The sequence below is a fragment of the Streptomyces sp. P3 genome (assembly GCF_003032475.1).
Classification (GTDB): Bacteria; Actinomycetota; Actinomycetes; order Streptomycetales; family Streptomycetaceae; genus Streptomyces.
The window spans coordinates 85,266-100,178 of the sequence record NZ_CP028369.1 but is presented as its reverse complement, the minus strand read 5'-3'; the positions used below and the strand labels follow the sequence as shown (position 1 = coordinate 100,178).

Genomic DNA, 14,913 nt, shown 5'->3' with positions numbered 1-14,913 from the left:
CGTACCCGCCGAAGGCCCGGTGTCCCGTCAGGGACCCGGGCCTTCGGCGTGCACGCGCGGGTGCGTCCCGCCATGCGGTGGATCACTGTGGGTGTTCAGGGAGCACTTCAGAGTGAGGAGTCCTCATGCGACGTCTCTTGGTCCGGGCCCTGTCCCGGCCGTTGATTCTCGCGGCCGTGGCCATGGTCATACCGTTGGCCTCCGCCGCCCCCGCCGCCTCCGACGGCGTCGTCCTCGGGGGCTATCCGGTCGACGTCTCGCAGAGCCCGTGGACGGTCGCACTGTCCAGCCGTGACCGGTTCGGAGGTATGCGCTCGGGACAGTTCTGCGGTGGTGTGGCGGTCGGCTCGACGACCGTGCTCACGGCGGCGCACTGCATGGGCGAGGAGGCCCTGGGAGGGCCGCCGGAGCGGGTCTCGGACCTCAAGGTCGTCGCCGGCCGCACGGACCTCTACTCGGACGTGGGGCAGGAGGTCGCGGTACGCAGCGTCTGGGTGAACCCCCGTTACGACCGCTCCAGCAACGCCGGGGACTTCGCCGTGCTCACGCTGGCCGCGCCCCTCCCGGCGGGAGCGGCCATCGGCATGGCCGCCGCGGGTGACACGGCGTACCGGCCCGGCGGGGAGGCCCTGGTCTACGGCTGGGGGGACACCACGGGGTTCGGCGCGTACCCGCACACGCTCCGGGCGGCGCCCGTGCACGTGCTGGCCGACTCGCTCTGTGAGCGGGCGTACCCGGGTTCGTCGGACGGTGCGTACCTCGCGCAGAGCATGGTGTGCGCCGGAGAGACGCGCGGGGGCCGGGACGCCTGCCAGGGGGACAGCGGCGGGCCCCTGGTCGCGCAAGGCCGGCTCATCGGGCTCGTGTCGTGGGGCAGCGGTTGTGGACGGCCCGGCAGCCCCGGCGTCTACACGCGGGTCTCCGACGCTCTGCGGACGCTCGGCTGGAATGTCGCCGCCCGAGGCGCGCTCAGGGCTCCTGACGGCCCCTGAGCGGGCCGATCCCCGGGTGGGGGGCGGGACTGCGGATGAGAAGCGGGCGGCCGCCCCTGGTGTCAGGGGCGGCCGCCCGTTCGCCGGCCTGTGCCGACTCTGGCTCGTCGTGGACGCGTCGGATCAGCGCTCTTCTTCCAGGGCGGACGCCGGAACGGTAGTCAGTCGCTCCGTCTCGTCCTGTATCTCAGCGGCGATCTTCTTGAGTTCCGGCTCGAACTTGCGGCCGTGGTGGGCGCAGAAGAGCAGTTCTCCGCCGCTGAGCAGGACGACGCGTACGTACGCCTGGGCGCCGCAGCGGTCGCAGCGGTCAGCGGCCGTCATCGGGCTCGCGGGGGTCAGAACAGTAGTCACGTCGCCTCTTCTCTAGCTCGACGAGCTGTCGTACCAGGGTCAACATCCAACCAGCCCCAAAACGTTCCCGCTCGTGGCTTGTCCTCGAAAAAATCTTTCCGAGGTGGCCGTCTGCTGCCGGTTTGGCGGCGAATGTGCCGTATTGCGTGGTCTGTAATGCTTACGGTTTCGCACTGTCGGTCGTGGTTCGATCCTCCCGGCCGGCTTGCCGGTTTGTTCATGAGGACGTGCCCGGAGCCTAAATGGTTCATGCCCCGAAGGGAACGTGATATGTACTTCACTCCAACGAGGGATCGAACATGCATGCGACGCTGGACTAGTCTGAGTTTGGGACGAGGGTGGCGTTACAACGGCTCTACCAGGCCTCGGTACCCTCTTGGCGGCTACCCGAGCCGCGCCCTTACCCAGAAGGGCCCCAAGTGAAATTCAGCGAGGAGCGAACCGCGTGACCGCCGAAACGTCCGTGCCGTCCACAGCGCTGCTGGCAGGAGCAGACCGGGACGGTTCCAACTACACCGCGCGGCACCTGCTCGTCCTCGAGGGCCTCGAGGCCGTGCGGAAGCGCCCGGGCATGTACATCGGCTCGACCGACAGTCGCGGTCTGATGCACTGCCTGTGGGAGATCATCGACAACTCGGTCGACGAAGCCCTGGGCGGGTACTGCGACCACATCGAGGTGATCCTCCACGACGACGCCTCGGTCGAGGTCCGTGACAACGGCCGGGGCATCCCCGTCGACGTCGAGCCCAAGACCGGCCTGTCCGGCGTCGAGGTCGTCATGACCAAGCTGCACGCCGGCGGCAAGTTCGGCGGCGGCTCCTACGCCGCCTCCGGCGGTCTGCACGGCGTCGGCGCCTCCGTCGTCAACGCCCTGTCCGCCCGACTCGACGTCGAGGTGGACCGAGGGGGGAACACGCACGCGATCAGCTTCCGGCGCGGTGTCCCCGGCTCCTTCGCCGCGGGCGGTCCCGACGCCAAGTTCGAGCCGGGCGGCCTGCGCAAGGTCAAGGGGGTCGCCAAGAACCGCACCGGCACCCGCGTGCGGTACTGGGCCGACCGGCAGATCTTCCTCAAGGACGCCAAGCTCTCCCTGGAGAACCTCCACGGCCGTGCCCGCCAGACCGCCTTCCTGGTGCCCGGCCTGACCATCGTCGTCCGCGACGAGTACGGTCTCGGCGACGGTGGCAGCAAGGGGGAGGAGTCCTTCCGCTTCGACGGCGGCATCAGTGAGTTCTGCGAGTACCTGGCCACCGACAAGCCGGTCTGCGACGTCCTGCGCTTCACCGGGCAGGGCACCTTCAAGGAGACGGTCCCGGTCCTGGACGACCACGGGCAGATGACACCGACCGAGGTCACCCGTGAGCTCGGCGTCGACGTGGCGCTGCGCTGGGGCACCGGCTACGACACGAACCTCAGGTCGTTCGTCAACATCATCGCCACGCCCAAGGGCGGCACGCACGTCGCGGGCTTCGAGCAGGCCGTCGCCAAGACGATGAACGAGGTGCTGCGCGCCAAGAAACTGCTGCGCGTCGCCGAGGACGACATCGTCAAGGACGACGCCCTGGAGGGCCTGACCGCCGTCGTCACGGTACGCCTGGCCGAACCTCAGTTCGAGGGGCAGACGAAGGAGGTCCTCGGTACCTCGGCCGCCCGGCGCATCGTGAACACGGTGATCTCCAGGGAGCTCAAGGCCTTCCTGACCTCGACCAAGCGCGATGCCGCGGCGCAGGCCCGGGTCGTGATGGAGAAGGCGGTCGCCGCCGCGCGCACGCGTATCGCGGCCCGGCAGCACAAGGACGCGCAGCGTCGCAAGACGGCGCTGGAGTCCTCTTCGCTGCCCGCGAAGCTGGCCGACTGCCGCAGCGACGACGTCGAGCGCAGCGAGCTGTTCATCGTCGAGGGGGACTCGGCGCTCGGCACTGCCAAGCTCGCCCGGAACTCCGAGTTCCAGGCGCTGCTGCCGATCCGGGGCAAGATCCTCAATGTCCAGAAGTCGTCCGTGACCGACATGCTGAAGAACGCCGAGTGCGGCGCGATCATCCAGGTCATAGGAGCCGGTTCCGGTCGGACGTTCGATATCGACGCGGCCCGCTATGGCAAGATCATCATGATGACGGACGCCGATGTGGACGGCTCCCACATCCGCACGCTGCTCCTGACGCTGTTCCACCGCTACATGCGGCCCATGGTCGAGGCCGGCCGGGTGTTCGCCGCGGTTCCGCCGCTGCACCGTATCGAGCTCGTGCAGCCCAGGAAGGGCCAGGACAAGTACGTGTACACGTACTCGGACCGTGAGCTGCGCGACCGGCTCATGGAGTTCCAGAGCAAGGGCGTCCGGTACAAGGACTCGATCCAGCGCTACAAGGGTCTCGGTGAGATGGATGCCGACCAGCTGGCCGAGACCACGATGGACCCGCGTCACCGCACGCTGCGCCGCATCAACCTCTCCGACCTGGAGTCGGCCGAGCAGGTGTTCGATCTGCTGATGGGCAACGACGTTGCCCCGCGCAAGGAGTTCATCTCCAGCTCGGCGGCGACCCTGGACCGGTCGCGCATCGACGCGTAACCCCCGCGCCCTCCGAGCAGCCGCATCAAAGGGCGGACCAGGGCTTCTCCACCCTCGGGTGGAGAAGCCCGGCCGCACGGATCCACCCATGATCCACCCTGGCTCCGATCTGCGAGCCGACGTGTTTCCGTAGCGTCGAAGGCGTCGGCAGCGCTGGCTGCCGGCCTCCCCTTCCCGCTCACGGAGGCTGTGATGCCCGGGCTCCTCCACGCACTGGTGATCGCGGCGGTGATCGCCCTCGTGATCGTTCGGCAGTTCCGGGCCGGCCGTATAGACGCGGACCGGCGATGGTGGGTCCTGCCCGGCGTCCTGGCGGTCACGGCGCTGCGCGATCCCGACCTGCTCGACGCGCGCCACCCCACCACATCCGCCCTGTTCCTCGGTACCGAACTGGTCGTCGGCCTGGCCATGGGGGCCGCCTGGGCGTGGACCACGCGGGTGTGGGTCGAGGCGGACGGCTCGGTGTGGGGCAGGAGCACCAGGGTGAGCGCAGCCGTCTGGTTCGCCGGCATCGCGCTGCGGCTCGGCCTCTTCGGGCTCGGCGTACTGGCGGGCCTCCACCAGCACGGCTCGGCCCTGGTGCTGGGACTCGCGACCAGCCTGCTGGTGCGCTCCGGGCTCCTGGTTCTACGGGCGCGGTCCCTGTACGGTCCCGACATCGCGCAGGCCACGGCGTACGGTGACCGCGTGCCCCGGTCCGCGTGGAAGGAGCGCGTGTGACGGAGAACCTCTGGACCAGATGGCCCTCGCGAGAAGCGCTGAGTCCCGAGGAGATCCCCCGGCTCAGGCGGCTGCTGGCCTGGGGAGTGCGGCTGCTGGTGCTCGTCGCGCTGGTGTGGGGCGCCCTCCACGACAGCCGCGTCCACGGGTGGGCCGGGGTCGTCGGGGCGGGCGGGCTGCTCGTGGCCGGCGGGCTCGCGTGGGCCCTGTTCCGGACCACGCTCGAGCACCGGCTGTGGCCTTCCCTCGCCCTCCTCCTCGCACTGCTGGTACTGGCCGTCGGGGCCGGGGCCGCAGGACTGCGCTCCGCGGCCGTGGTCCTGTGCTGTGGTTGCGCCATCGCCGCTCTGGAGCGACTGCCCCTGGCCGCCGCCGTGCCCGTGGCCTCGGCCGGATTCGCCGCCTTCGCCGCGGTCGACGACGACCGCGGGCCGGTCTCGGCGGCCGTCATCGGGGGCATGGCCCTCGCCGGCTACGCGCTGCGGCTCGACGCCGAGGCCAGAGGAACCGCACAGCGACTGCTCGCCCAGGAGCAGGCGGCCCGCGCGGCCGAGGCCGAGTCCGCCGCGCTCGCGGAGCGGGCCCGCATCGCCCGGGAGATACACGACGTGCTCGCCCACAGTCTCTCGGCGCAACTGGTGCACCTGGAGGCGGCCCGGCTGCTGATCGAACGGGGCGCGGACCGCGCACAGATCCTCGAACGCGTGGTGGCGGCCCGCGGCATGGCCCGCGACGGTCTGGAGGAGACCCGGCAGTCGCTCTCCGCGTTGCGCGGCGAGGTGACGCCGCTGGAGGAGTTCCTCACCGGTCTCGTCGGAGCGTCCGAAGGCGCCGAGGTCACGGTCGCCGGCGAGCGCGTCCCGTTGCCGGTCGAGGCCTCGCAGGCCGTGCGCAGGGTCGCCCAGGAAGCGTTGACGAACGCACGCAAGCACGCGCCGGGCGCGAAGGTGAGCGTGCGGCTCGAGTACGGCCCGCGCGAAGTCACCCTGGACGTGCGGGACTCGGGCGGCTCGCCGGGCGAACTTTCGCAGGCCGGCGGCGGGTACGGTCTGCTGGGTATGCGTGAGCGCGCCGAGTTGCTGGGCGGCTCGCTCGCCGCAGGGCCGGACGAGAAAGGGTTCGTGGTGACGCTGAGGGTGCCCGTATGACCGGGGAACCGGAGAAGCCCGCCAGGGTGGTGGTCGCAGACGATCAGACCGTCGTCAGAGAAGGCATCGTGATGCTGCTCGGGCTCCTGCCGGGAGTCGAGGTGGTGGGCGCCGCGGGGGACGGCGAGGAGGCGGTACGGCTCGTCGCCGAACTGGCCCCCGACGTGGTGCTGATGGACCTGCGCATGCCCCGCTGCGACGGCGTGGAGGCCACTCGGCGCATCACCGCGACATACCCCGGCACCCAGGTCGTGGTGCTCACCACGTATGCGGACGACGAGTCCCTGTTCCCGGCGCTGAAGGCCGGAGCGCGGGGATATCTCACGAAGGACGCCGGCGGGGACGAGATCGTACGCGCCGTGCACAGCGTGCTGTCCGGGGACGCCGGCCTGTCGCCGAGTGTCCAGCGCAGGCTGCTGGAGCGGTTGTCGGCGCCCGAACCCGAGCCGGCCCGGCCCGCCGTCGTGCCCGACGGGCTCACCACACGGGAGGCGGAGGTTCTGGTGCTGATCGCCGAAGGCCTCAGCAACCCGGAGATCGCCCGCAGGCTGAGCGTGTCCATCGCCACGGTGAAGACCCACATCAACAACATGTTCTCCAAGACGGGACTCAAGGACCGTGCTCAGGCGGTCAGTTACGCCTACCGGAAAGGGCTGGTGCGGCCGCCCGCAGCGGGATCGGCCTGATGGTCACCTGATGGAGTGAAGTGTGCGGGGAAGAAGAGTCAGGGATCTTCCCGTTCTGTCCATCCTTGGGCATGCAGTCAAGCAACGGTTGCGTCCGCACCGGCGGGGACGATCCCGAGACCGGCGGCGCCACGCCGCATGCGCGCGAGCCCCACCGACGTCACGATCAGCCGTACCCGGGAGCGACGGGTGAGGTGCGCTACGACGACCCGTGGTACGAGGCGCTCGCCTCGGGCTGGGGCGAGTCGGCCGGGGTGGGTGTCTACCCGGCCGAGATCCCCGCGGCCCGTGCGGCGCGCGCGACCGGTGCCGCTGCGGCGGCCGAGATCTACCTCGAGGTGCAGCGCAGCGCGGCCTTCCAGGAGGTGCGCAGCCGGTACCGGCGGTTCGTGGGGCCCGCCTCCGTCGGGTTCCTCGTCTGGTACGTGGCCTACGTCGTGACGGCGACGAGCGCGCCCGGGTTCATGGCGCGGCCGGTGGTGGGCGCGGTGAACGTGGCACTGCTCGCCGGGCTCGGACAGTTCCTCAGCACGTTCCTGCTCACCTGGGCCTACGCCCGGCACGCACGGCTGCGCCGCGACCGGGCGGCACTCGAACTGCGCTGGGACACCCAGGAACTGACCCGCGGAGCCCGCGGCGGTGCGTCGTGACCGGCAACCATCAGACGCTCGCGTTGATGCTGTTCAGCGCCTTCGTCGCGGTGACGCTGGGGATCACCACCTGGGTGAGCCGCAACCGGCGTGGTTCGGCGGAGGAGTTCTACGCCGGGGGCCGGCTGTTCTCGCCCATGGAGAACGGGTTCGCCATCGCCGGCGACTACATGTCGGCCGCCTCCTTCCTCGGGATCTCCGGACTGATCGCGCTCTTCGGGTACGACGGCCTGCTGTACTCGGTGGGCTTCCTGGTCGCCTGGCTGGTGGTCCTGTTCCTGGTGGCCGAACTGGTCCGCAACTGCGGGCGGTTCACCCTGGCCGACGTGGTCGCCGCGCGGATGAGGGAGCGGCCGGTGCGGATCGCGGCGGGAACCTCCTCGGTCACCGTGTCCGTTCTGTACCTGGTGGCGCAGATGGTCGGCGCGGGCAGTCTGGTCGCGCTGCTCCTCGGGAACACCGGCGAGGCGGCTCGGTCCTGGGCCGTCATCGGGGTGGGTGCGCTCATGGTCGTCTATGTGTCGCTGGGAGGGATGCGGGCCACGACGTGGATCCAGATCGTCAAGGCGGTTCTGCTGCTGGGCGGCACCGTCACGCTCACCGTGCTCGTCCTCGTGCGCTTCCACGGCGACTTCGACCAACTGCTGCGCACGGCCGCCGAGCGCAGCGGGCACGGCGACGCGTTCCTTGCGCCCGGGCTGAAGTACGGCGGGGACTGGACCGCGCGCTGCGACTTCATGAGCCTCGGTCTCGCCCTGGTGCTGGGCACGGCCGGGCTGCCGCACATCCTGTCCCGCTTCTACACCGTGCCGACCGCGCAGGCCGCCCGGCGGTCCGTCGTCTGGTCGATCGGGCTCATCGGCGGCTTCTATCTGATGACGATCGTGCTGGGCTTCGGCGCGGCGGCGATCGTCGGCCCGGACGCGGTCCGCGGCTCGAACGCGTCGGGGAACACGGCGGTGCCCCTGCTGGCCCTCGATCTGGGCGGCGGTCCCGACTCCACGGGGGGCACCGTTCTGTTCGCGGTGGTGGCGGCCGTCGCCTTCGCCACGATCCTCGCGGTCGTCGCCGGGATCACGCTGGCCTCCTCGGCGTCGGTGGCGCACGACCTCTACGCCTCCCTGCGTCGTCGGCGTTCCCGGCCCCGCAGCGAGGTGGCGGTGGCACGGGTCGCCGCCGTGGGAGTCGGAGCGGTCGCGATCGCCCTCGGTCTGCTGGCCCGCGATCTCAACGTCGCCTTTCTGGTCGGTCTCGCGTTCGCCGTCGCCGCCTCCGCGAACCTGCCGGTCCTGCTGTACTCGCTGTTCTGGCGGGGCTTCACCACGCGGGGCGCCGTGTGGGCGGTGTACGGAGGGCTGATTCCGGCCCTGGCGCTCGTGGTGTTGTCGCCGGTGGTGTCGGGCAGTCCGGGGTCGCTGTTCCCGGCGGTGGACTTCCAGTACTTTCCGCTGGAGAACCCCGGCCTGGTCTCGATTCCGCTGGGCTTCCTGGCGGGCTGGCTGGGCACGGTCACCGCGGCCGAGGTCGCGGACGAGGCCAGGCACGCGGAGGCCGAGGTGCGGTCGCTGACCGGAGCGGGCGCGGTCTAGACGCCGGCCGTGGGGAGCGGAAGCGGCCGAAACGGTGCCTTGCGCGGCCGGGCCGCCGGGGGAGGATCCTGCGTCGCTACGGAGCCACCCACGCATACCGGTGCTCGGGGCGGCCGGTGTCGCCGTACCTGAGGGAGAGGTGCAGCCTGCCGGCCTGCTCGAGGTGGCGCAGATAGCGCTGGGCGGTGGAGCGGCTCAGGCCGGTCTCGGCGGCGACCTCGTGGGCCGAGAGCGGGTGGTCGGCGCGGTGCAGCACCGCGCAGATCAGGTCGGTGGTGGGTTCCGAGTGACCGCTCGGCAGGCCGGGGGACGGGGGCGCGGGCGTGGTGCGCAGCGCGCTGAAGATCCTGTCCACCTGGTCCTGACCGGCGACGCCGTGGCCGCCGACCCGGTCCACCGTGCGGCGCAGGGCGGCGTACGAGTCGAGGCGGGTGCGCAGCGCCGCGAAGGTGAACGGTTTCACCAGGTAGTGCAGTGCGCCCAGCCGCATCGCGGTCTGCACCGTCGTGACGTCACCAGCCGCTGTGATCATGATGACGTCCGTGCCGTGGCCCTGCTCCCTCATGCGGTGGACGAGTTCCAGTCCGGTGCCGTCGGGAAGGTAGTGGTCGAGCAGGACCAGGTCGATGCCTCCGCGCTGCACCGATGCGAGCGCCTGGGCGGCACTGTGCGCGCGGGCGGCGACCCGGAAGCCGGGAACCTTCCCCACGTATTTGGCGTTGATCTCGGCGACACGGAAGTCGTCGTCCACCACCAGGACGTCAATCATCGGGCCTCTCTCCGTGAAGGCCAGGCGGGCGATGTGCCCGTGTTTCGGCTTCGTTGTTCTAGCGCGAGCTAAACGAGCACAACAGGCCCTTGCAAGCAAAAGAAGCGCATGTGCCCAGAAGGCTCCTCCAGCCCCGCCGATCGCCTCTACCGTCCCCGGCCATGAGCGCACACACCGGCCCCGCCATCGAGCTGCGGGGCGCGAGCAAGGTCTTCAGGACCCCGTCGGGGGTCCCGCACACCGCTGTGCGGAACCTCGACCTCACCGTCGCACGGGGCGAGTTCGTGGCCGTCGTCGGACCGACCGGCTGCGGCAAGTCGACCACATTGACCCTGGTCAGCGGGCTGGAAGAGCCCACCCAGGGCGAGGTGCTGGTCACCGGTCAGTCCGTGCGCGGCGTCGGCGACAAGGTCGGCTTCGTCTTCCAGCAGGACGCGACCTTCCCGTGGCGCACGGTCCTGTCCAACGTCATGGCCGGGCCCCGTTTCCGGGGCGTGCCCAAGGCGGAGGCGAAACGCAGGGCCCGTGAGTGGCTGGACCGGGTCGGCCTCGCCGCCTTCGAGGACCGCTATCCGCATCAGCTCTCCGGCGGCCAGCGCAAACGCGTCGCCCTCGCCGCGACCTTCGTCAACGACCCCGAGATCCTGCTCATGGACGAGCCGTTCTCGGCGCTCGACGTGCAGACCAGGGCGCTGATGTCGGACGAACTCCTCGAACTGTGGGAGGGCACCGGCGCGTCCGTCGTGTTCGTCACCCACGACTTGGAGGAGTCCATCGCGCTGGCCGACAGGGTCGTCGTGATGACCGCCGGTCCCGCCACCGTGAAGCAGGTCTTCGACATCGACCTGCCGCGGCCGCGCAAGGTCGAGTCGGTGCGTCTGGAGCCGCGGTTCATCGAGATCTACCGCGAGATCTGGGAGTCCCTCGGCGAAGAGGTCCGCATCACCCGCGAAAGAGGAACCGCAGATGTCGCCTGACGTTCTCAGCACGCCGGTCGTCGACACGGCCAAGACGCCGGATCGCGCCCACACACGCGCGCGTGCCGCACGCAGACGCAAAGTCGTCGTCATGGCCTCGAGAGGGCTGCTCCTGGTGGCCGTGCTCGGTCTGTGGGAGGCGCTCTCCCGGGCCGAGATCATCGATCCGTTCAACTTCTCGATGCCCACGAAGATCTGGGACCAGATCTACACCTGGGTGATGCACGGAACCGCTCTCGGTTCACTGGGCGAGCAGATCTGGTACACGCTCCACGAGGCGCTGCTGGGCTGGGTCATCGGTGTGGTCGCGGGTGTGGTGTGCGGTATCGCACTCGGGAGGATCGCCTTCCTCGCCGATGTCCTCGGTCCGTACATCAAGGTGCTCAACTCCATACCGAGGATCGTGCTGGCCCCGATCTTCGTGATCTGGTTCGGCCTCGGCCCGGCCTCCAAGGTCGCCTCGGCCGTCGTCCTGGTGTTCTTCCCGGTCTTCTTCAACGCCTTCCAGGGCGCTCGAGAGGTCGACCGCAATCTCGTCGCCAACGCCCGCATCCTCGGCGCGAGCGATCGAAGGGTGACGCTCCAGGTGGTCATCCCGTCCGCCACCTCCTGGATCTTCACCAGCCTTCACGTCAGCTTCGGCTTCGCCCTCATCGGCGCCATCGTCGGCGAGTACATCGGCGCGACCAAGGGCATCGGCCTGCTCGTCGCGCAGTCGCAGGGCACGTTCAACGCGGCCGGCGTGTACGCGGCCATGGTCATCCTCGCCGCCGTCGCCCTGGTTGCCGAGGGACTGCTGACCTTCGCCGAGAGCCGCATCTTCCGCTGGAAGCCGGCCGGCTCCGACAGCTGACATCTCGTTGAACGATCCGTCGATCCGTCGATCCGTCGATCCCTTCGTCCACTCGCCACACCCTCGGCATCGCCTTCTCACAAGGACGTGAACCCACTATGCGCACCACCGCCAGATACACGGCCCTCGCCGCCGCCGGCCTGCTCGCCCTCACCTCCCTCACCGCCTGTGCCAACGACGCGGCGAGTACCGCGTCGACCGGCTCCGGCAGCAAGGGGGACGGCAAGGGGACGAAGGTCAAGATCATGGTCGGCGGCCTGGACAAGGTCATCTACCTGCCGGCGATGCTCACCCAGCGGCTGGGCTACTTCGACGCCGAAGGACTCGATGTCGAGCTGCTGAGCGAGCCGGCCGGGGTGCAGGCCGAGACCGCGCTCGTCTCGGGCCAGGTCCAGGGCGCCGTCGGCTTCTACGACCACACCCTCGATCTCCAGGTGAAGGGGAAGGACGTCGAGTCCGTGGTGCAGTTCTCGCACGCACCGGGCGAGGTGGAGATCGTCTCCGCCAAGGCGCAGGGCGACATCGGCTCGCCCGAGGACTTCAAGGGCAAGAAGCTCGGCGTCACGGGCCTCGGCTCCTCGACCGACTTCCTCACCAAATACCTCGCCGTCAAGAACGGCGTGAAGGTCAGCGACTTCACCCCGGTCGCCGTCGGCGCGGGTCCGACGTTCATCGCGGCTCTCCAGCAGGGCTCCATCGACGCCGGAATGACCACCGACCCGACCGTGGCGACCGTCCTCGACAAGAAGGCCGGCAAGATCCTCGTCGACATGCGCACCCCGAAGGGCTCGGAGGAGGCGCTCGGCGGACCGTATCCGTCGTCCAGCCTGTACATGCAGACGGACTGGGTCAACGGTCACAAGGACACCGTTCAGAAGCTGGCCAACGCGTTCGTCAGGACGCTCAAGTGGATGTCCACCCACAGCGCGTCCGAGATCGCCGCGAAGATGCCGGCCGACTACTCGCAGGGGAACAAGCTGCTCTACTCGGTGGCCATCAAGAACACGCTACCCATGTTCACCGTGGACGGTGTGATGCCCAAGAACGGGCCCGAGACCGTCGAGAAGGTGCTCAAGGCGTTCAACCCGACCATCAAGAACGCCGAGGTGGACCTGGACAGGACCTACACGACCGAGTTCGTCGCCAAGGCGGCGGGCTGACGGCCGCACGGCCGACGGTCTCGCAACGACGGCCTCGTTTCGAGGTCCGTGCCGTCAGGCGCGGGTCGCCCACACGTAACGGTGTTCCGGGCGGCCCGCGTCGCCGTACTTCAGGGTCAGCCGGGCCCTCCCCGTGCGCTCCAGAAGCTTCAGATAGCGCTGGGCGGTCTGCCGGCTCACCCCGGTCCGGTCGGCGATCTCCTGTGCCGACAGCGGACCGTCGGCGTTCATCAGGGCCTGCCGCACGAGTTCGGCGGTGGTGGGGGAGTGACCCTTGGGCAGACCGGGTTCCGAGGGGGCGGACAGCGCGCCGAAGATGCGGTCGACGTCGGCCTGCTCGGCCTCGCCGCCGCCGTCGAGCGTGCGGCGCAGATCGGCGTACGCCTCCAGCTTGCCGCGCAGACCGGCGAAGGCGAACGGTTTCACCAGGTACTGCAGCGCGCCCTGGCGCATCGCGGCCTGCACGGTCGAGACGTCCCGTGCGGCGGTCACCATGATCACGTCCGTCTGGTGGCCGCGCCGGCGCATCTCCTGGACGACCTCCAGGCCCGTGTCGTCGGGCAGGTAGTGATCCAGCAGGACGAGGTCCAGGTGCGGCAGCAGTTCCAGCTGACGCAGCGCGTCGGCGGCGCTGTGGGCCTCGCCGGCGACGTGGAAGCCCGGGACCTTGTCGACGTAGGCGGCGTTGACCCGGGCCACCCTGGCGTCGTCGTCCACGACCAGTACCTCGATCATCGTGACTCCTCCTCGGCGGCGCCGAGCGCCGGTAGGGCCGGCACGGGTTCGGGATCCGGCACGGGTTCGGGATCCGGTTCGGTCAGCGCCTCCGGCAGGACGATGGTGAACTCGGCGCCCCCGCCGGCCGCCTCGCCGACCGTGGCGCTGCCGCCCTGCCGTTCCGCGAGCCTGCGCACCAGTGAGAGCCCGATGCCGCGCTTGCCGTGCGCCGGCGGCTTCTTCGTCGACCAGCCCTCGGTGAAGATCAACTCACGTTGCCCGTCCGGGATGCCGGGCCCGGTGTCCCGCACCCGCAGAACCGCGGCACGCCCCTCCGTCCGCAGCTCGACCTCCACGCGCGCGTGCGGAGTGCCCGCGACGGCGTCGAGCGCGTTGTCCACGAGATTGCCGACGACCGTGACCAGCCCGCGCGGATCGATCAGCCGGTCGGGCAGCCGGGTCCGGTCCGAGACCCACAGGGCGACGCCCCGCTCGGCCGCGACGGTCGCCTTGCCGACCAGGAGGGCGGCGAGCAGCGCGTCCCCGATCTTCTCCGTCACCTGTTCCGCGGTGGCCCGGTGGTCGCCGACCACCTCCCCCACGAAGTCGACGGCATCGTCGAACATCTCCAGTTCGAGCAGTCCGAGCAGGGTGTGCATGCGGTTGGCGTGCTCGTGGTCCTGGGCGCGCAGCGCGTCGATGAGACCGCGCGTCGAGTCGAGTTCCCGGCCCAGCTGTTCCAGTTCGGTGCGGTCGCGCAGGGTCGCCACGGCGCCGCCGTCGTCGGTGGGCATCCGGTTCACCACCAGGACACGCTGTCCGCGCACGGCGACCAGGTCCGTGCCGCTCACCCGCCCGGCCAGGACGTCGGCCGTACGTCCCTCGCCGAGGGCCTCGTCGGGCGGCGTGCCCACCGCCTCGTCCCCGATGCCGAGGAGACGCTGGGCCTCGTCGTTGAGCAGCCGGACACGGCCTGCGCGGTCCAGGGCCACCACGCCCTCCCGGATGCCGTGCAGCATCGCCTCACGCTCGGAGAGCAGCGCGGAGATGTCCGAGAAGGCCAGGTCGCGTGTCTGCCGGTGGACCCGCCGGGAGATGAGCCAGGCGGCCAGCGCACCGACGGCGAGGGCGCCCCCGGCGTAGGCGAACAGCCCGGGGATGGCGTGGATGAGCCGGGCGCGAACGCTGTCGTACTCGATGCCGACGGAGACCGCGCCGATGATGTCGCCGTCCGCGTCGCGCAGGGGGACCTTGCCGCGGGCCGAGCGGCCCAGGGTGCCGCTGTCGATCTCCATCACGTCCTTGCCCGCCAGCGCCTGGCGCGGGTCCGTCGAGACATGGCCGCCGACCTGATCGAAGTCGGGGTGCGACCAGCGTGTGCCGTGGAGGTCCATCACCACGACGTACTCGGCCCCGCTGGCCTTGCGGATCCGTTCGGCCTCGCGCTGCACCGGGCCGTCGACCGTCGGCGGCGTGCTCCGCAGATCCTCGGCGATCTGGGGCACCGCCGCGGTCGTCTGCGCGATGGCGAGAGCCCGGCGCATCGCCTGGTCGTCCAGCTGATTGCTCAGCGGGGCGAGGAACAGTCCGGTCGCGAGCACCACGACCCCCGCGGCGATCGCCAGCTGCATGAGCAGGACCTGCGAGAACATGCGCCGCGGCATTCCGAGGCGCAGCCGCCGGGCGGGGGGAGTGGGGCTCATACCCAAGACGGTACGTGGGCCGGCCCGTG

14 protein-coding genes are annotated in these 14,913 nt (G+C 70.3%); 10 read left to right on the top strand and 4 right to left on the bottom strand.

Annotation, left to right across the window (positions count from 1 at the left end; translation table 11 throughout):
• Positions 1-125: 125 nt before the first annotated feature.
• Positions 126-992: a serine protease gene (locus C6376_RS00320; RefSeq protein ID WP_107441551.1), complete on the top strand. Its 867-nt coding sequence runs from the start codon at positions 126-128 to the stop codon at positions 990-992.
• Positions 993-1,115: 123 nt separating this feature from the next.
• Here C6376_RS00320 and C6376_RS00315 read toward each other — a convergent pair whose 3' ends face one another.
• Complete coding sequence (locus C6376_RS00315; RefSeq protein WP_057575406.1) at positions 1,116-1,346, bottom strand: hypothetical protein; 231 nt, start codon at positions 1,344-1,346, stop codon at positions 1,116-1,118.
• A 445-nt stretch (positions 1,347-1,791) separates the two neighbouring features.
• Here C6376_RS00315 and C6376_RS00310 point away from each other — a divergent pair, with 445 nt between their 5' ends.
• The 6 genes from C6376_RS00310 to C6376_RS00285 all read left to right on the top strand — a co-directional run bounded on the left by C6376_RS00310 (position 1,792) and on the right by C6376_RS00285 (position 8,705).
• Positions 1,792-3,912: a type IIA DNA topoisomerase subunit B gene (locus tag C6376_RS00310; protein WP_107441550.1), complete on the top strand. Its 2,121-nt coding sequence runs from the start codon at positions 1,792-1,794 to the stop codon at positions 3,910-3,912.
• A gap of 192 nt (positions 3,913-4,104) precedes the next feature.
• On the top strand, positions 4,105-4,632 hold the full coding sequence (locus tag C6376_RS00305; RefSeq protein WP_107441549.1) for a DUF1453 domain-containing protein: 528 nt from the start codon (positions 4,105-4,107) through the stop codon (positions 4,630-4,632).
• Positions 4,629-5,780 carry a sensor histidine kinase gene (locus C6376_RS00300; RefSeq protein ID WP_107441548.1) on the top strand — a complete coding sequence of 384 codons (1,152 nt, stop codon included), beginning with the start codon at positions 4,629-4,631 and terminating at the stop codon, positions 5,778-5,780. Before C6376_RS00305 ends, C6376_RS00300 begins: the two co-directional genes overlap by 4 nt.
• Positions 5,777-6,466 carry a response regulator transcription factor gene (locus C6376_RS00295; protein WP_107441547.1) on the top strand — a complete coding sequence of 230 codons (690 nt, stop codon included), beginning with the start codon at positions 5,777-5,779 and terminating at the stop codon, positions 6,464-6,466. Before C6376_RS00300 ends, C6376_RS00295 begins: the two co-directional genes overlap by 4 nt.
• A 71-nt stretch (positions 6,467-6,537) precedes the next feature.
• Positions 6,538-7,116 carry a DUF485 domain-containing protein gene (locus C6376_RS00290; protein WP_107441546.1) on the top strand — a complete coding sequence of 193 codons (579 nt, stop codon included), beginning with the start codon at positions 6,538-6,540 and terminating at the stop codon, positions 7,114-7,116.
• Entirely contained in the window at positions 7,113-8,705 is a 1,593-nt protein-coding gene (locus C6376_RS00285; RefSeq protein WP_107441545.1) for a cation acetate symporter, read from the top strand. The genes C6376_RS00290 and C6376_RS00285 overlap by 4 nt, the downstream gene beginning before the upstream one ends.
• A gap of 76 nt (positions 8,706-8,781) precedes the next feature.
• Here C6376_RS00285 and C6376_RS00280 read toward each other — a convergent pair whose 3' ends face one another.
• On the bottom strand, positions 8,782-9,474 hold the full coding sequence (locus tag C6376_RS00280; RefSeq protein ID WP_107441544.1) for a response regulator: 693 nt from the start codon (positions 9,472-9,474) through the stop codon (positions 8,782-8,784).
• A gap of 161 nt (positions 9,475-9,635) precedes the next feature.
• On the opposite strand from C6376_RS00280, the gene C6376_RS00275 reads away from it, so the two are divergent.
• The 3 genes from C6376_RS00275 (at position 9,636) to C6376_RS00265 (ending at position 12,464) form a co-directional block, all read left to right on the top strand.
• On the top strand, positions 9,636-10,451 hold the full coding sequence (locus C6376_RS00275; protein WP_107441543.1) for an ABC transporter ATP-binding protein: 816 nt from the start codon (positions 9,636-9,638) through the stop codon (positions 10,449-10,451).
• On the top strand, positions 10,441-11,304 hold the full coding sequence (locus C6376_RS00270; protein WP_107441542.1) for an ABC transporter permease: 864 nt from the start codon (positions 10,441-10,443) through the stop codon (positions 11,302-11,304). Before C6376_RS00275 ends, C6376_RS00270 begins: the two co-directional genes overlap by 11 nt.
• A 98-nt stretch (positions 11,305-11,402) precedes the next feature.
• The gene (locus tag C6376_RS00265; protein WP_107441541.1) at positions 11,403-12,464 is read left to right on the top strand and encodes an ABC transporter substrate-binding protein; all 1,062 of its coding nucleotides are present in this window, start codon (positions 11,403-11,405) and stop codon (positions 12,462-12,464) included.
• A gap of 54 nt (positions 12,465-12,518) precedes the next feature.
• On the opposite strand, the gene C6376_RS00260 is transcribed toward C6376_RS00265, so the two are convergent.
• Together C6376_RS00260 and C6376_RS00255 are read right to left on the bottom strand one after the other, a co-directional pair.
• The gene (locus tag C6376_RS00260) at positions 12,519-13,199 is read right to left on the bottom strand and encodes a response regulator (RefSeq protein ID WP_107441540.1); all 681 of its coding nucleotides are present in this window, start codon (positions 13,197-13,199) and stop codon (positions 12,519-12,521) included.
• Positions 13,196-14,884: a sensor histidine kinase gene (locus C6376_RS00255; protein WP_107441539.1), complete on the bottom strand. Its 1,689-nt coding sequence runs from the start codon at positions 14,882-14,884 to the stop codon at positions 13,196-13,198. The genes C6376_RS00260 and C6376_RS00255 overlap by 4 nt, the downstream gene beginning before the upstream one ends.
• Positions 14,885-14,913 lie beyond the last annotated feature (29 nt).